The 16,768-nt window shown below is 63.8% G+C and carries 14 protein-coding genes; 3 read left to right on the top strand and 11 right to left on the bottom strand.

Annotated elements, in window-relative coordinates; genetic code table 11:
- Nucleotides 1–5 precede the first annotated feature (5 nt).
- Nucleotides 6–1,538, top strand: coding sequence for a sodium:solute symporter (locus HKW67_RS04300; RefSeq protein WP_171224220.1), 1,533 nt, complete (start codon nt 6–8; stop codon nt 1,536–1,538).
- Complete coding sequence (locus HKW67_RS04295; RefSeq protein ID WP_171224219.1) at nt 1,535–2,485, top strand: N-acetylglucosamine kinase; 951 nt, start codon at nt 1,535–1,537, stop codon at nt 2,483–2,485. The genes HKW67_RS04300 and HKW67_RS04295 overlap by 4 nt, the downstream gene beginning before the upstream one ends.
- A 66-nt stretch (nt 2,486–2,551) precedes the next feature.
- Here the strand turns inward: HKW67_RS04295 and HKW67_RS04290 are convergent, their stop codons facing one another.
- From HKW67_RS04290 to HKW67_RS04240, 11 genes are all read right to left on the bottom strand, one after another.
- Nucleotides 2,552–3,838 (bottom strand): dicarboxylate/amino acid:cation symporter, encoded by a 1,287-nt coding sequence (locus HKW67_RS04290; RefSeq protein WP_171224218.1) that lies wholly within the window; start codon nt 3,836–3,838, stop codon nt 2,552–2,554.
- Nucleotides 3,839–3,874: 36 nt separating this feature from the next.
- A complete protein-coding gene (locus HKW67_RS04285; protein WP_171224217.1) occupies nt 3,875–5,368 on the bottom strand; it encodes an amino acid permease in 1,494 nt (497 codons plus the stop codon).
- 104 nt (nt 5,369–5,472) lie between these two features.
- Entirely contained in the window at nt 5,473–6,315 is an 843-nt protein-coding gene (locus HKW67_RS04280; protein ID WP_171224216.1) for a hypothetical protein, read from the bottom strand.
- Between the two features lie 125 nt (nt 6,316–6,440).
- Nucleotides 6,441–6,848 (bottom strand): ExbD/TolR family protein, encoded by a 408-nt coding sequence (locus HKW67_RS04275; RefSeq protein WP_171224215.1) that lies wholly within the window; start codon nt 6,846–6,848, stop codon nt 6,441–6,443.
- A gap of 2 nt (nt 6,849–6,850) precedes the next feature.
- A complete protein-coding gene (locus tag HKW67_RS04270; protein ID WP_171224214.1) occupies nt 6,851–7,312 on the bottom strand; it encodes an ExbD/TolR family protein in 462 nt (153 codons plus the stop codon).
- A 72-nt stretch (nt 7,313–7,384) separates the two neighbouring features.
- Nucleotides 7,385–8,116: a MotA/TolQ/ExbB proton channel family protein gene (locus HKW67_RS04265; protein ID WP_171224213.1), complete on the bottom strand. Its 732-nt coding sequence runs from the start codon at nt 8,114–8,116 to the stop codon at nt 7,385–7,387.
- Between the two features lie 33 nt (nt 8,117–8,149).
- Nucleotides 8,150–8,866: an energy transducer TonB gene (locus tag HKW67_RS04260; protein ID WP_171224212.1), complete on the bottom strand. Its 717-nt coding sequence runs from the start codon at nt 8,864–8,866 to the stop codon at nt 8,150–8,152.
- 119 nt (nt 8,867–8,985) lie between these two features.
- On the bottom strand, nt 8,986–10,515 hold the full coding sequence (locus HKW67_RS04255; RefSeq protein WP_171224211.1) for a sensor histidine kinase: 1,530 nt from the start codon (nt 10,513–10,515) through the stop codon (nt 8,986–8,988).
- Nucleotides 10,516–10,527: 12 nt separating this feature from the next.
- Complete coding sequence (locus tag HKW67_RS04250) at nt 10,528–11,196, bottom strand: winged helix-turn-helix domain-containing protein (RefSeq protein ID WP_171224210.1); 669 nt, start codon at nt 11,194–11,196, stop codon at nt 10,528–10,530.
- Nucleotides 11,193–12,677 carry a sigma-54-dependent transcriptional regulator gene (locus HKW67_RS04245; RefSeq protein WP_171224209.1) on the bottom strand — a complete coding sequence of 495 codons (1,485 nt, stop codon included), beginning with the start codon at nt 12,675–12,677 and terminating at the stop codon, nt 11,193–11,195. Before HKW67_RS04245 ends, HKW67_RS04250 begins: the two co-directional genes overlap by 4 nt.
- Entirely contained in the window at nt 12,674–14,155 is a 1,482-nt protein-coding gene (locus HKW67_RS04240) for a sensor histidine kinase (RefSeq protein WP_171224208.1), read from the bottom strand. The genes HKW67_RS04245 and HKW67_RS04240 overlap by 4 nt, the downstream gene beginning before the upstream one ends.
- Before the next feature lie 774 nt (nt 14,156–14,929).
- Between HKW67_RS04240 and HKW67_RS04235 the strand changes: the two genes are divergently transcribed.
- Complete coding sequence (locus HKW67_RS04235) at nt 14,930–16,768, top strand: putative bifunctional diguanylate cyclase/phosphodiesterase (RefSeq protein ID WP_171224207.1); 1,839 nt, start codon at nt 14,930–14,932, stop codon at nt 16,766–16,768.

Genomic DNA, 16,768 nt, shown 5'->3' with positions numbered 1-16,768 from the left:
ACCTCGTGACCGGCCGCTTCAATTTGCTCGATCTGCTCGTGCTGCTGCTGTATCTCGGCGGCACCACGGCATTGGGGATGTGGATCGGTCGAACGCAGCGATCAACCAGTGACTACTTCGTCGCGGATCGGGCGATTCCGTGGTGGGCGGTGATGTTCTCGATTGTAGCGAGTGAGACATCGGCCCTCACATTCATCAGCATTCCGGGGCTGGCGTACACCGGGAACCTGGGCTTTCTGGAAGTCGTGGCCGGTTACATCGTGGGGCGCATCGTGGTGGCCTACACGCTCTTGCCGCGCTATTTCGCCGGCAACCTGGTCACCGCGTACGCGCTCCTCGAAACACGGTTCGGTCTTGGCACGCGCCGCTTCACGTCGATCGTGTTCATGATCACGAGAGCGATGGCCGACGCGGTGCGCGTTTTCGCCACGGCGATTCCTGTGGCGCTGATCATCGGCCCTGTCATGCCAAAAGAATACACGATGCCGGCTGCGATCGTGGTGCTCGGCGTGCTCACCGTGATCTACACGTATCGCGGTGGCATGAAGGCGGTGGTGTGGACCGAACTCCTCCAAGCGAGCATCTACCTGATGGGCGGCATTTCGGCGATCGTGCTGATCGGCCAAGCTGTCGACGGTGGCTGGACGACGATCCTCGCGCAAGCGGGAGCGGCGGGCAAGCTGCAGGGGATCGACTGGTACACCGGCTTCGACCGTCCACACACGATGTTCGCCGGCATCATCGGCGGCGCGTTCCTCGCGATGGCGTCGCACGGCACCGATCAGATCATCGTGCAGCGATTGCTGTCGAGCCGTTCGCTGAAGCAGGCGCAGGTGGCGATCATCGGCAGCGGATTCGCGGTGTTTGCGCAGATGGCCCTGTTCCTCATGGTCGGGCTCGGACTGTGGGTCGTGTACGGTGGGCAGACGTTCGCCACGGCCGATCAGATCTTTCCGACCTTCATCATCGAGCGGATGCCGCACGGACTGATCGGGCTCATCGTCGCGGCGATCATTGCCGCCACCATGAGCACGCATTCGGGTGCCATCAACGCATTGGCGGCGTCGTCCACGTACGATATTTATCTACCGTTCACCGGCCGCTCGGCGGATGATCCACGGACGCTCCGCGTGAGCAAACTGTTCGCCTTGGCGTGGGGTGTCGCGCTGACCGCGGGCGCGCTCATGTTCAAGGAACAGGGCACGCCAGTGGTCGTCATCGCACTATCGATCGCTTCGTTTACACAGGGCGGACTGCTCGGCGGATTCTTCCTCGGAATCTTCTGGTCGCGCGCGATTCAACGGGATGCGATTCTTGGCATGAGCGTCGGGATCAGCTGCATGGCATTTATCGTGTTCGCAAAGCAGATCGTGGCGGCGTACCCGTCGATGGAACCCACGCTGCACGGCGTGGCGTCGATTGCGTGGCCGTGGTATGTGCTGATCGGACTTTCTATCACCTTCGTGACGGGCGTTTTGTCTTCTTTCACTCACCCGGCGCCCGCAGCGCCTCGCGCTATTCAGGGGAATCGTTCATGAGTGCCGGACCTCTCGACCCGACGCCACTCGTTGTCGGTGTGGACGGCGGCGGAAGCCGTACCCGCGTCATCCTCGCCGACGCTGCCGGCAACACGCTGGCGCGCGTGGAAGGCGCCGGGACGGCGCTGACGCCGGGACATGAAGGTGTGGCAGCCGACATCATCAAGTCGCTGATCGCCGATGCGCTGGCAACGGTCGATCGCACCGAGACGCGTCCGGCCGTGTGCGTCGTGGGCGTGGCCGGAGCCGGACAGGAGCGCGCTGCACAGGCCCTGTGGTCAGCTCTCGCGTCGCGTCGTGTCGCCGACGATGTCTCGGTGCAGGCGGACGCCACGATCGCGATGGACGACGCGTTCGGCGACTCGGCCGGTGTTCTGCTGATCTCGGGAACGGGTTCCGTAGCCTACTCCCGTGCGCCGGACGGGCGTCTCGAGCGTTGCGGGGGCTGGGGTCCGAATATCGGTGACGAAGGCAGTGGTGCGTGGCTCGGGCGCCGCGCCCTGAGCGTCATCACCGCGGCGCACGATGGGCGCGAGCCCGATACGTCGCTCACCGGGGCCGTTCTCACGGCGTTGGAGTTGGAGTCGCTTGATGACCTGATTCCCTGGGCCGCGGAGGCCACACCGGGACACTACGCGACGCTCGCTCCGGTGGTCGCGAAAGTGGCCTCCACCGGCGATCTGCGCGCGAATGCGCTGATCAGTTTCTGTGTCGAAGAGCTCTCGCTCCACATTCGCACGTTGGCGCGTCGGTGCTTCATGGACGAACGCGCCGCCATTCCGGTGGCGTTCGCAGGTGGCCTTCTCTCGAAGGGGTCGCTGGTGCGGAAGCGACTCGAGCAGCGTTTGAAGAGCGCCGTTCCCGGCGCTACGGTGCGCGCGGAAGACGTTGACGCCGCGCGCGGCGCGGTTCGACGGGCGCGGCGTTTGCTGGGCGTCGAGGTTTAGCGACACAACGGCCGAGTTGCGATCGCGCAACTCGGCCGTTTTTCAAAGAGACAACCGCCAACGCGATCAGGCGTGAACGACGGCTTCCTCGGCCGGGATATTCAGCTCGCCTTCCCATCGCGCCATGACCGCCGTGGCCAGGCAGTTGCCGAGCAGATTCACCGACGTGCGTGCCATGTCCATTATAGCATCGACGCCTAGAATGAGTGCGATGCCCTCGAGAGGCAAATTGAACTGCGCGAGGGCGCCCGACAGGATCACGAGCGAGGCGCGCGGAACGGCTGCCACGCCCTTGGACGTGAGCATGAGGGTGAGCATCATCAGTAGCTGCGTACCGATCGGCATGTCGATGCCGGCGGCCTGCGCCACGAAGACCGAGGCGATGGCGAGGTAGAGCGTGCTGCCATCAAGGTTGAAGGAGTAGCCCGTGGGCAGCACGAAGGAGACGATACGGCGCGGCACACCGAACTTCTCCATGGCCTGCATGGCCTGCGGGAAGGCTGCCTCGCTGGAGGCGGTGGAGAATGCGATGAGCCACGGTTCCTTCACCGTGCGCCAGAAGCGCATAATCGGGATGCGGGCCATGAGCGCGACGGGCACGAGCACCAGCAGCACAAACACGATGAGCGACACATACAGCGTGGCCACGAGTTTGCCGAGGCTGAGCAATACGCCGAGACCGCTCTTGCCGACGGTGACACCGATGGCGGCGCCGATACCGATGGGCGCATAGGTCATCACGATGCCGACGAACTTGAACATCACTTCGCTGAGCGCCTGCAGGCCGTCGAGCATGATCTTCTTGGACGGGCCCTCCACTCGCGAGAGTGCAACGGCAAAGATGATCGCGAAGAAGACGATCTGCAGCACTTCGTTCTGCGCGGCCGCTTCGAAGAAGCTCTGCGGAACGGTGTGCTCGAGGACCGACGCGAACGTCGGCGTCTTGGCGGCCAGCGCCTTGAACTCTTCCGTGCTGCCGGCGGCGGGGGCGATCGAGAGGCCGAGACCCGGCTTCACGAAGTTGACGGCGATGAGGCCGATCGCGAGCGCCGCTGTCGTGACGACTTCGAAATAGATGATCGAGCGGAGCGCGAGCTTGCCGACCTTCTTCATGTCATCACCGTGACCGGCAATGCCGACCACCAAGGTGCTGAACAGCAGCGGCACGATCAACGACTTGATCATGCGCAGGAAGATGTTCGCGAACGGCTTGAGGTTCGGCGCGAAATCGGGCGCGAGCCAGCCGATCAGGATGCCGACGATCATCGAGATGACGATCCACGCCGAAAATCCGATCCCGAGGAAGCCCTTGCTCGTTGCCGCAGGCGACGCGCTGGATGACTGATGAGCCATGATGCTGGTTTGAGGAGTCGTGGTACGGCTGATGACTTATTCGGGAGAGACCGGTGCGTTCCCGCGACGCAGCACCGAGTTCTTGTACCCGTAGAGGAAATACACGGACAGTCCGATGACCATCCACACGGCGAACGCCTTCCAGGCGCTGGACGGGAGCCCGCGCATGACAAAGACGCAGGCGGCGGCGCCGCCGAGCGTCACGAGCCATACGAAGGGGACGCGGAACGGACGATGCCGCTCAGGTTCGCGAATGCGCAGCACGAGCACACCGATGCACACCACGGAAAACGCGGCGAGCGTGCCGATGTTGGTCAGGTCATACGTCGCGGCGTCATCGGCGAGCAGCGAGCCGAGTGCCACCGCGACACCGGTGATGATCGTGGTGACGTGGGGTGTACGCGTCTTCGGATGCAGCTTGGCGGCAAACTTCGGCAGCAACCCGTCGCGCGCCATGGCGTAGAAGATCCGCGGCTGACCGTACTGAAACACGAGCAACACGGCGGACATCGACACGACGGCACCGGCGGCGACGATCCAGCTCGCCGTGGAGAGACCGGCAATGGACAGCGCCTTGGCCAGCGGGTCGCTGCTGCGCAGCTGTTCGTAGGGTACGAGGCCGGTGGCGACGAAACCGACGATCACGTAGATCAGCGTGCAAATGGCCAAGCCGCCGAGAATACCGATGGGCAGATTCCGCTGCGGATTCTTGGTTTCTTCAGCGGCAGTGGAGATCGCGTCGAAACCGATGTAGGCAAAGAACACGATGGCCGCACCCTGATGGATGCCGCGGAATCCGTTCGGCGCGAACGGCTTGTAGTTGGCCGGGTCGATGTGCATGCCGCCCACGATCACGAAGAGCGCGAGCACCAGCAGCTTGATCACGACCATGATGTTGTTCGCGCGCGTGCTTTCCTTGACGCCCTTGAGCAACAGCATCGTGATAGCGACGACGATGCCGAACGCCGGCAGATTCACCAGCACGGGGATGTTGCCGATGTGTGGCGCCGAATCCATCAACGCGCGGATGGCCGGGTCGCCACTGGCTTTCACATTCCAGTAGCCGTGCGTGAGCCATCCGGGCAGGTTGACGCCGAATCCCGAGAGCAGCGAGGTGAAGTACCCGGACCATCCGATCGCCACGGCCACATTGCCGACCGCGTATTCGAGGATGAGCGCCCAGCCGACAATCCACGCGACGATTTCGCCGAGCGTCGCGTACGAATAGGCGTACGCGCTGCCGGCTTGTGGGATCATGGCGGCGAGTTCGGCATAGCAGAGCGCCGCGAGTCCGCAGACGGCACCGAGCAACACGAACGAGAGCACGAGCGCGGGTCCGGCGCCGTATCGGATGACGGTGCCATCGGCGAGCGTTTCTCCCGCCGCGGCGGTGCCGAGCGACGAGAATATTCCGGCGCCGATAACCGCACCGATGGCCAGCATGATAAGGTCGCCAGCGCCGAGCGTTCGGCGCATGCCAGTACCGCTTTCGTCGGCGGTGGCGATCGGTTTACGATCAAACAGCCCCATGGGCCCTCGGATCGGGGGAGGAGCGCGACGTGTGGGGAGTACGGTGGTCGACGCGCAGGTATATCGTGCGCGCAAGCTACTGTCGGGTGACGCGTACTGCGAGCCTACAGCGAGTACGTGATTTCGGCTTTGCCGCGGACAGGGACGCCCTGCGCATTGACGGCGGGGCGAAAGCGGATGGCGACCAGCGCCTCGCGCAGCTTTCGATTGTACGCGCCGTCTTTGGTCGGCGTGAACTGGAGATCGAGCACTTTGCCGGTCGAATCGACTTCGAAGACGACAATAACCGTGCCCTTGGCTTTGTTGGGCACGGGGAGCGGTGGCAGGAACAGCTCCGTCGGCGCCGGTGGATACACGGTGCCCGGACCGCCACCGGTTCCGGGACCGACACTGGTGCCCTTGCCGGTGCCTACGCCGGATCCGACCCCTCCACCACTACCTGGGCCTGCCCCCGCACTTCCGTCGGTTCCGGAGCCTCCGCCCGTGCCCGTGACCGCCGACTTGGCGTCGGCGGCGTCCGTGGCGGACGGTTGCGTGGGGGCTGCTGGCTGTTGCTGCGGTTTGACCACCGGCGGCGGGGGTGGCGGCGGCACGATGGGATTGATCGTGGGCGGCTTCACCGTTGGCGGCGGCGGCGTCGGCGCGGGAGCTACGCGAACGAACTGGAGCCGCTCGTCCTTGGCAATCCCACCTGTCCCGCGGTTGCCACCGCCACCACCACCGGCCGGGCCCAAGCCGCCCGCCCCCAGCACTTCGCGAATCATCTCAGGCGAAGTGAACGGCACGATCAGGAGCAGGATGATCAGCAGGTGAATCCCGATGCTGATCAGCAGACTGCGGACACGACGCTGGTTGCCCACCGGCACGCCGATAGGCGGTCGGTACCGCGGGCGTTCCGGCGGCGGGAGATCGGCGGTATCTGGAAGCGACGGAGGCGTAGGTGTCATTAGGGATAGAGGGGTGAGACCTATACAACGTACTACGGCGGACGATCCCTATGGGTTCGCCCGCCGTAGTCACGACGTGGATCTCGTGGGTGGGCGCGTTCCCGATGCCGGGTCCGCGCCACACATCACTTCGGCGGAACGCCGATGACCTTTACCCCGGCGCCGCGAGCCTGGTCCATAGCCCAGATCACAGCGGAGTACTTCACCGTGGTGTCGCCCTTCACGAAGATGATCTTTTCGGGACGGGGCGCGTAGATCGACGTCAACTTCTCGAGGAGCTTGGACTTCTCGATCGGCTCCTTGTTGACCGCGTACTTGTCGTCCGGGAGGACTTCGAGCACGATCTGGTCGGGATTCACCTGCGTCGACGGCGGCTGCGGTGTCGGATCAGGCAGCTGCGTGTCGATCGCCTTGCGGCTCATCGGAATGATCATCATGAAGATGATCAGCAACACAAGCAGCACGTCGATCATCGGCGTGACGTTCATGTCGTTGTTCAGATTCGAGCCACCGCTCGGTGCGGACATGCCCATGGTTATTTGCTCCCTGGCATGATGCGGTCGCTCTCGACGAGCGATTCCGTATTCGGAGACTGATCCGTGATGAGCGCGGCGACGCGCACACCAGACCGCGAGAGGCGATCAAGAGCATCGACGACCTTCACGTACTCGAGGTCCTTGTGGGCCTTGACGTACATGATGTAATCCTCGCGCTCCTTCAGATAGATCTCGCCGACGAGGGCTTCGAGGTCCTCGTTGCGAATCCGATTCTTGTTGAGATAGTACCGACCCTGATCGTCGATGCCGAGCACCTGATCACCATCTTCTTCCGGGTGGGGCTTGAGGTTCTGCCCTTCCGGCGGGACCGCAGTGAAGCCCGCGTTGATCTGCGGGATCGTGATCATGAAGATGATGAGCAATACAAGCATCACGTCGATCATGGGGGTCACGTTGGGTTCGGCCTTTACGCCGCCCCCGCTGCTGACACTCATTCCCATCGCGCGACTCCTGGCGTTGAGCCTTCCAGTGCGGCGCCCCGTACGGAGCGCCCACCAGAGGACCGATCGTGATTACTGCGAGATCGACTGCTGACCAGCGGTGTTGAACTCACGCGTGAAGCGCGACCGACCGAACTCACCCGAGACACCCTTGATGAGATAGTCGATCATTTCCTTCGACGTGTAGGTCATTTCAGCCGTGAGGTTGTCAATCTTCGTCTGGAAGAAGTTGAACGCCCACACGGCGGGAATGGCGACGCCGATACCGATGGCGGTGGTGATGAGGGCTTCGGCAACACCGGCGGCGATGGCGGAGATACCGCCGGCGCCCGACGAGGCCATACCCGTGAACGAGTTGACGATACCCATCGTGGTGCCGAGCAGACCGACGAACGGCGCGGTGGCGCCGACGGTCGCGAGCACGCCGAGACCACGCTTGAGGTCGACGATCGTCATGAGCATTTCACGCTCGACGGCGCGCTCCGACGTGTTGATGTCCGACACCGTCACCGAGCCATCCTGGATGAGCGGGCGGATTTCGGCGAGGGCACCACCGAGCACGCGAGCGACATGCGACTTCTTGTAGCCTTCGGCGAGCTTGATCGCCTCGATGAGGTTGTCTTCTTCGAGGAACTGCGAGAACTCGGGGGCGAACTTGCGCGTTTCGGCCTGCGCCTTCCGCATGCTCCACCACTTCTGGATGAGCACGGTGAACGAGAAGGCAGACATACCAAGGAGCGTGAACACGATGCCCTTGGCAAACCAGCCCATCGACGAGTACAGCTCCATCAACGACATGTTCATGACAAAAATCTCCGCAGAGCGAGGGGGGAAACCTTAGCGGTTCAACGAGAACTGGAACGGCTGCTGCACGAGCTGCTTGACCTTGCGTCCACCCACTTCGGCGGGGAGGAAGCGCATGCGCTGCAGCGCATTCTTCACGGCGTTGGAGAACAGGTCGTTGTCGGACTTAAGCACCTTGAACGTGTTCATTTCCGCACGTCCCGTGGTATCGACCACGAACTGCGCCAGCACTGTGCCTTCGATGCCCGCGGTGCGGAGCATGTCGGGATACGCGGGACCTTGAGCGCCCGGCGCCATGACGACGGGCTTTTCGACCTGGAAGTCGAAGTAGGGCTGGTCACCTTGGGGGACCGGACCCTTGCCGCCTTCGACACCCTTGGCGATACCACCGGCGACACCCTTACCCGAGAAGTCGGCTTCGTCCGTGACCTTCTTGGACAAATCGATGTCGGGGATGACGTTGGGGATTTCGATCGGGGCCGAAAGCACCTGGAAACCCTTGGGCGGCGGTGGGGCAACCACGGCGTCGGGCGGCGGCGGGGCCTTTTCCGGCTCAGGTGGCTTGGGCTCGTCCTTCTTCACCTCGACGAAATCGACCTTTTCTTCCTTCGGCTTCTCGTTGATGATGCCCGAATTCTTCGTAACGATCACGAGGGCAACAACGATCGCCGTGTGGACGATGATCGAGGTGATGGACCCACCCAAGCGCTTCTGCTTCTGAGCCTGAGACTCAATCAGATTGTTGAACATCTCGCTTGTCCGGGGTGCGGGCTACGGATCGCAGCGCCCGGACAAGAGGCCCGGGAACTGACTACGGCGATTCTACGTCGCGAAGATGATCGAGCAATGGAAAGAACATTAGGATCGGATTAATCCGCAGTTAGCATTCCGCTGGCGGAATCTTCATGGTTGTGACTGTTGACAATCGACTCGTACTCACCAGTCATGCCCGAGCCCGGTGAACCGGCCAGCGGCAACACCACCGTAAATGTGCTCCCCCGCCCCAGGCGCGACTGAACGGTCAGGCTGCCACCGTGGGCTTGCGCGATCCACTGACAGATCGCCAGCCCCAGGCCGAATCCGCCGCGCTCCGAGGCGCGCGAACGTACGCGGTCGGCGCGCCAGAAGCGTTCGAAGATGTACGGCAAGTCGGCCGCCGCAATGCCGATGCCCGTGTCTTTCACCGCGAACGTGACGTCGGCCTCGCCGCGCGTGAGCGTCATCTCGACGCGTCCCCCGCGCGGCGTGTACTTGATCGCATTGGTCACGAGGTTCAAGTACAGCTGCCGCAACCGCGTGAGATCGGCCAGCACCTCGGCGTTTTCCATCAACGGCGCGTCGATGGTCAACCCCGCGTCCTCACCGAGCAGTCGCGCCGTTTCCACCACTTCGCGCATGAGCGGCCCGAGCTCCACCGGTTCACGGTACAGATCGAAGCGTCCTTCATCAGCGCGCGCCAGTGTGAGCAGCGAGTCGACGAGATCGGCCATGCGCGTGACCTGTTGCAACGCCTCCTCGATCGCGATCGCCTGTTCGGTCGGCGTCGAGGTGGGCGACAACGAGCGTTCAATATCCGCCCGCATCACCGCGAGCGGCGTCTTGAGCTCGTGGCTCGCGTCGGCGGTGAAGCGACGCAACGCACCGAACGAGGTTTCGAGTCGCTCGATCATCGCGTTGAGCGTGGACGAGAGGCGGGCCAGTTCATCGCCGGCGGCACCGATGGCCAGTCGCCGATGCAGCGAGCGCCCGTCGGTGATTGCCTCGACTTGATCAATGATGCGATCGATGGGCCGGAAGGCGCGTCCCGCGATGATGTATGCAACGGTCATCGACATCACGAGCAGGAACGGCGCGATGACCAGCATGGTGCCGACGAGCTCCCGGGGCGTGTAGCTGATGCCCGTCGTGCTCAGGGCCGCATACACGCGATATCGCGCGTTCTCGCTCAACGGCACGACGCGCGTGGCGAGCAGCACGTCGTCGGAGCGCATCGCCACGCGCCGGACGGCAGGCGAGGGTGTCGAGACGCGGGCGGCCGTGCTGAAGACATCGCGGTCGGACGACGACAGCTGCTGCACAACGGGCGACGCATAAATGTCGTACTGGCTGCTGTCCTGCACGAGCACGTAGCCTTCGAGCAGCGACAGGAATGCCTGCATGCGAAAGGACACACTCGGACCGGCCAGCGGATCCTTCTGGGCGACGATGGGATCGGTGCCGGTGTTGCGCGCCAGATTGATCGCGCGCACGACCTGATCCGCTTCCGACTGCACGCGCGCCTCGAGCTCGCGGAAAAGGATCTCGCGGCGTACGGCGAGCATCGCGATCGAGAAGATCAGGAGGGTGCCGAGGAAAGCCGCGGTATAGGCGGCCGTGAGGCGTGCCCGGATCGATCCCACGCGCGCGCTCCCCTAGCCGCGAATCATGTAACCGACACCACGCACCGTCGTGATCAGCTTCTTCTCGAACTTGGCGTCGATCTTTTTTCGCAAATGATTGATCACCACGTCGACGATGTTCGTGCCAGGATCGAAGTGATAGCCCCAGGCATACTCGGTGATGAGCGTGCGGCTCATGACGCGACCGGCATGGCGCATCAGATACTCCAGCACCGCGAACTCCTTCGGCGTGAGCTCGATCGATTCCTCACCACGGCGCACGTCGCGCGTGCCCTGATCGAGCTCGAGGTCAGCCACGCGCAGCTGTGGCGATGCCATGGCGCGCGGTCGGCGCAGCAGCGCTTCGACGCGGGCGAGCAGCTCCTCGAAGGCGAACGGCTTGGTGACATAGTCGTCGGCACCGGCTCGCAGCGTCTCGACCTTGGCGTCGACCGCGTCCTGCGCGGTGAGTACGAGAACGGGCCGCTCGAAGCCGCGCGAACGAAGCGTGCGGAGGACATCGAGCCCGTTCCGACCGGGCAGCCGCATATCGAGAATGACGAGATCGTACGGCTGTGACACCGCCATCCGCTCGCCTTCCAGCCCGTTGTTCACCAGATCTGCCTGCCACCGCTGCTCCTCGAGCCCACGCCGCACGAACTCGCCGACGGTGGGATCGTCCTCGATCACGAGAATCTTCATGTGCGTGCTCCGCCCGCGGGGCGCTTGAAGCCATACTCGCGAATCTTTCGATACAAGGTCTTCGCCGAAATGCCGAGCATGTCGGCCGCCCGTCCCTGATGCCAGTGGGTGTGATCGAGAACGCCGGCAATATGCCGCCGCTCGAGCTCCTCGAGCGTGAGTCCGTCGGTGGACAGCGGGTCGACGAACGAGGCTCCGGCGTCACGTGCATCGTCGCGCCGCGATTCCGGCACCGACTCCATCGCCAAGACGGGCGTCGGTCGCGCCGCGCCGCCGACGTCCACGCCCAGCGGCAGATCGAGTGCGCTTACCAGACCGTCAGTGGCCAAGAGCGCGGCGCGCTCCATGACGTTGCGCAGTTCGCGCACATTCCCGGGCCAACGATATCGCTCGAGCACCGACGTCGCGTCGGCGCTGAGCCGCAGCGAGCGCTGGCCGAACTGTTCGCCGAAATGCGCCAGGAAATGCATGGCGAGCAACGGGACGTCGACGATGCGATCGCGTAGCGGGGGCAACGCAACACGGATCGTGTTGATGCGATGCAGAAAGTCGTCGCGGAACGTGCCGTCCTGCACCATGCGCGAGAGATCACGCGTGCTCGAGGCGATCACACGGACGTTCACCTGCACCTTTTGCGTGCCGCCAACCCGATAGAAGCTGCCGGTCTCCAGGGCACGCAGAAGCTTTGCCTGCAACTTGAGATCCAACTCCCCCACGTTGTCGAGATAGAGCGTGCCGCCCGCGGCCAGTTCGACCAATCCGACTTTTCGTTGATCGGCGCCGGGAAAGGCTCCCCGCTCGACGCCGAACAGTTCTGTCTCGAGCAGGGCCTCGGCGAGGGCGGCACAGTTCAAATCCACGAACGGGCCGTCAGGATGATCGCTCCGAGCGTGCAGCAGACGCGCCACGAGATCCTTGCCGGTGCCAGACTCACCGCTGATCAGCACGGTCGATGCACTTGGCGCCACCCGATCGATCAGCGACAACACCGCACGTAGTGGGGCAAACTGGGTCAGGAACTGCGGATCCGCCGTGGTGCGGCGGAGTCGAGACTGCAGATGAAAGTTGTCGCGCGCAAGCATGCGCTTCTCCCACGCGCGCTTCACCAGCACCTCGATCTCCGCCATGCGATAGGGCTTCGACAGGAAGTCGTAGGCGCCGAGCTTCAGCGCGGCGATCGCGGTCTCGATGGTTCCGTTGCCGGTGATGACGATGACCTCTGGAGGCATCGGCTCCTCGCGGATCTGCCGCAGCACTTCCAGGCCGTCGACTTCGGGCATCACGACATCCAGCAGCGCCACGTCGAAGCTTTCGGCGCGCAGCGTCTCGAGCGCCGCGCGCCCGTCGCGCACGATCGTCACGGCGAAACCGCGCGCCGACATGAACTGTTCGAGGATCATGCCAAGATTCGGCTCGTCTTCCGCGATGAGCACGCGAATCGGCGAAGCGGGATCGATGGCGCGGAACGGCGCCGCGCTCATGGCGCGGTGCTGGTTGGCAGTGACACGCGGAAGACCGCGCCTGCGCCTTCGGGAGAGACGAGTTCCAGTTGTCCTCCGTGGTCGTTCACGATGCCATAGCAAATCGCCAGTCCCAGCCCGGTGCCCTGCCCCGGCGGCTTGGTGGTGAAAAAGGGTTCGAACACCTTCGCCTGCAAGGTGCGCGGGATGCCGGGACCGTCGTCCTCGACGTCCAGCTGGGCGAGCGACCGGCCGTCGTCGGCCCGCGCGGTAGACGTGCGGATGACGACACGTCCCCCTTCGGGCGTGGCGTCCAACGCATTCATGGCGAGTGCGATCAACACCTGCACCAGCTGATCGGCGTCGCCGTGCACCATGGCCTGACCGCTCCCCGCGAGCTCCATCACCAGCTTTACCCGCTTGAAGCGCGGATGATGCTGCAAGAGAAACAGGGATTGCTGCACCACCTCATCGAGATCGAAGAGTTCGCGATGCGCCGGCTTCGGGCGCGCGAAGTCGAGGAGGCCGTTCACGATCTTCTTGCAGCGCTGCACCTCGAGATCGATGATGCGCAGCAACTCCGTAGGCGGCGTCGCCGGCGCACCAAGTTCCTGCTGCAGCGCGAGCGACTCGGCACAGGCAGCGATCGTGGCCAGCGGGTTGTTGATCTCATGCATCACCCCCGCGGCCAACTGGCCCAACGCGGCCAGCTTTTCCGACTGGGCCGTGCGATCGAGTGCGGCCTTCCAGTCTGTGATGTCTTCGCCGATGGTGATGACGTGTGTGACCGGACCGCCTCCCATGCGCATGGGAATCTTGGAAATGCGAAAGGTGCGGGGCTCGCCGAAGGCGCTGCTCTCCATCTGAAACTGCTGCAGACGTCCGGAGGCGAAGACCTCGTCGAACTCCCGCTTCAGCAGCGCGGCCGGCTGTCGATGCAAGACCTCGAAAATGGTGCGTCCGATCGCTGCCGTACGCGCCACGCCCTGCAGACCAGTCTCACGCTTGTGGTTCCAGGCGTGAATACGGTAGTCGCGGTCGACCACGTGCAGTCCGTCGGGAAGCGAGTCCACGACACATTCCATGAAGGCGCGCTGGTGCGCGACCTCCTGCACCCGCGCCGTCAACTCCCGTTGGAGATCCTCCAGCTGGGCGTCCCGAGCAAGCGCGACGGCGAAGAGGTCTGCGACCGCGGCCAACTGATGATGCTCGGTCGGACTGAACGGCTGCTCGCGGTGCACCACGAGCGTCGCCACGACGCCCGCCGCGGTGACCACCGGCAGCTGACCGGGTGTGCTCGGCAACGCCGCTCCGACGCTCGTGGGATCGCGCCAGACGATCGGGAGCTTCGACCCATCGGCGAATTCGAGCGCCAGGCGAGCCGATTCGATGGACGGGCCAATACGGTCGAACACGGACGTCACCCCATCGGTGACGTTGGGCGCGCGCGCCAGTAAGCCAAGCACCTCAGGAAGGGTTGGCAGCGCCGCGGCGTTCATCGGAGAGGTGCGGGGTGCGAAGTCACACGTGCAAGGTAGGACCCGTGGTACCATCGGACAAGCTGACCGATCGAACGTGTCGTTACGCGCTGCAGCGCACTCTGCCTTAATTACAGGGCACGCGTCAATTCAGCAGGCGGTCCTTAAAATCTCGCGCGGCGCCGGGCGACCTCGCCACGCGGGCTACGGGTGCAGCAGACCGGTGGCACCGCGCACGGTGCCGGTACTCTGGCGCTGCCACCCCGCTGTCGAAACAGCGAGCCGATTCTCGACCCTGAGACGGCCAAGCTGGACCGTGAGATCCACCAGAAATCGACGGACGTACTGCGGTGGCCGACTGAAACATCGTTCGCCGCCATATTGGTTCGACGTGATGGCGTGCGGTACGAAAACGCGCGCGCCGAATGACCTATAGCGAGGTCAACCCATGGCCCACAGGTTGCAATAGAAGACGATTGCTCGGGTTGCCGTCCGGATCTGTTCGCGACCTTCAGCCGACGCTTTCTGAGAAAGTACATTAGATAGAACAGCGCATCTCGTTATTCAGAAGCATCTTGAGCGAATTCGAATGCGAAGTTTCTGCTATTTTCTATCTTCTGTCGCGAACGCAGTCAGGTGGAGCCCGTGCGTGCGCTTGTGAAGGCCTTGCCGAAATTGCATCGGCTACGTCACATATTCGCCATCTACTAGCAGATGTTGAAAACGTTGGTATCGTTGAGTTGAGCGTGTTCCTTCTCTTGAGCTCGTCGCCCCGAACGCCGTGATGGATCAGACATGAATCATCAAACGCGGGTAGTCACGGATGCTGTCTTGCGCGTCCTGCTGATCGATGGCGACGAGCTGGAAGCGAATCATTCCGAAACGTGTCTTCGGCAGCGACTCGGCGATCGGGTGCACATCACCCGCGTCCAATCGCTGGCGCAGTCGATCCGCGAGTTGATGGAGAGCGCGTTCGACGCGGTCGTGGTTGAACTTGCGATGCCTGACTCCAGTGGCATCGCCACCTTGGCCGGAGTCCGCGGCGCAGCGCCGGCGGTGCCGATCGTGGTGTACACGCGCGATCTCGATGACGCCACCGCGATCCGCGCCCTGCGAGCTGGTGCACACGAGTGCCTCGGCAAAGCTGACGTGCCGGCCGACGCGCTTGCGCGCATGCTTGGCTTCGCCATTGAGCGTCAGCGACGGCTGGCTACGCTCGAGGCCGCCCGCGTGGAGGCGGCCCATCGGGCCACGCACGATCCGCTCACCGGCCTGGCCAACCGCGAGCTGTTTCTGGATCAACTCGACCGCGCGCTAGCGTTCGGGTCCCGTTACAATCGCAAAACGGGACTGCTCTTCGTCGATCTCGACGGCTTCAAGGCCATTAACGACACGATGGGTCATGCCAAGGGCGACGCGCTGCTGAAAGCCGTGTCGGCCCGCCTCCTGGCCTGTGTCCGCCGATCCGATGCCGTGGCACGATTGGGCGGCGACGAGTTCGTCATTCTCTTGCCGGACGTGACAAGCCGTCGTGACGTCTCGCACGTGAAGGACACGATCCTCGAATCGTTGCAGGCCGCCGTCAATCTCAGCGGCGCCGAGCCCATGATCATCGAGGCCAGCATCGGGAGCGCCATGTCCCCCCTCGACGGTGTCACGGCCAAGGACCTTCTGGACGCGGCGGACTCGGACATGTACCGCGAGAAATACGAGCGTCGCCGCGGTCGCATGATGACGCCGATGGCCGGCATGGCCGCGGTTGGAAGCGATGACGAGGACGGGTTGGAGAAGGCGGACTCCGTGTCGCACCGCCGGGAGTCCCGCCTCCGCGCCGCGTTGGCGCAAGGCGAGTTCGAAGTGTTTTACCAACCGATTCTGGACGTCGTCGCCGACCGCATCGTCGCGGCAGAAGCGTTGCTTCGTTGGCGCGACCCCGATCGTGGTCTGCTGTCTCCGTCGGGGTTCATGGCTCTGGCCGAGGACACTGGACTGATCGTGCCGATTGGCGAGCAGGTGTTACGCGATGCGTGCACCGCCATCGTGGCCTGGCGGCGGGATCATGATGTCGGCGCGCTGCGCGTATCGGTGAATCTTTCGGCGGTGCAGCTTCGCGAGCACGGCTTTGAGCAGCGCGTCGCCGCCATTCTCGAAGAAACGGGTTGCCCTCCTGAGGCCCTGACGCTCGAGGTCACCGAGAACAGCACAATGGTCGACGGCGAGATGATCATGGAGACGCTACGCGCGCTCAAAGGGCTTGGGCTGCGCCTCGTAGTCGACGACTTCGGCGTCGGGCACGCGTCGCTCACCTTCCTGCGGGAGGCGCCCGTGGACGGCATCAAGATCGACCGACGGTTCGTGTCGCAGTTGCTGGTGGATCAGCGTGATCAGGCGATCGTGTCCTCGATGGTGCGACTGGCGCGTGGTCTCGGACTCGATGTCGTCGCCGAAGGCGTCGAGAATGCTGAGCAATCGCAGCGACTCGCGCGTCTCCAATGCTTCGAGCAGCAAGGACGACACTTCGGCGAAGCGCTTCCGGCGTTCGAGCTCGAGTCTTTACTCGCTTCGCGCTCACGCGCCACGCTGAACAGCCTGCGCGCCTGGCGGGTGCGCCGTCCGGAGGCATTGGGAGCGTAG

Source organism: Gemmatimonas groenlandica (assembly GCF_013004105.1).
GTDB lineage: Bacteria > Gemmatimonadota > Gemmatimonadetes > Gemmatimonadales > Gemmatimonadaceae > Gemmatimonas > Gemmatimonas groenlandica.
This window is presented reverse-complemented; position numbering and strand designations above follow the sequence as displayed.

Coding starts and splice junctions, on each gene's coding strand:
- HKW67_RS04240 (WP_171224208.1), bottom strand. CDS start 14,155: ATGAACGCCGCGGCGCTGCCAACCCTTCCTGAGGTGCTTGGCTTACTG.
- HKW67_RS04235 (WP_171224207.1), top strand. CDS start 14,930: ATGAATCATCAAACGCGGGTAGTCACGGATGCTGTCTTGCGCGTCCTG.
- HKW67_RS04250 (WP_171224210.1), bottom strand. CDS start 11,196: ATGAAGATTCTCGTGATCGAGGACGATCCCACCGTCGGCGAGTTCGTG.
- HKW67_RS04290 (WP_171224218.1), bottom strand. CDS start 3,838: ATGGCTCATCAGTCATCCAGCGCGTCGCCTGCGGCAACGAGCAAGGGC.
- HKW67_RS04260 (WP_171224212.1), bottom strand. CDS start 8,866: ATGTTCAACAATCTGATTGAGTCTCAGGCTCAGAAGCAGAAGCGCTTG.
- HKW67_RS04275 (WP_171224215.1), bottom strand. CDS start 6,848: ATGGGCATGTCCGCACCGAGCGGTGGCTCGAATCTGAACAACGACATG.
- HKW67_RS04295 (WP_171224219.1), top strand. CDS start 1,535: ATGAGTGCCGGACCTCTCGACCCGACGCCACTCGTTGTCGGTGTGGAC.
- HKW67_RS04285 (WP_171224217.1), bottom strand. CDS start 5,368: ATGGGGCTGTTTGATCGTAAACCGATCGCCACCGCCGACGAAAGCGGT.
- HKW67_RS04280 (WP_171224216.1), bottom strand. CDS start 6,315: ATGACACCTACGCCTCCGTCGCTTCCAGATACCGCCGATCTCCCGCCG.
- HKW67_RS04245 (WP_171224209.1), bottom strand. CDS start 12,677: ATGAGCGCGGCGCCGTTCCGCGCCATCGATCCCGCTTCGCCGATTCGC.
- HKW67_RS04265 (WP_171224213.1), bottom strand. CDS start 8,116: ATGAACATGTCGTTGATGGAGCTGTACTCGTCGATGGGCTGGTTTGCC.
- HKW67_RS04270 (WP_171224214.1), bottom strand. CDS start 7,312: ATGGGAATGAGTGTCAGCAGCGGGGGCGGCGTAAAGGCCGAACCCAAC.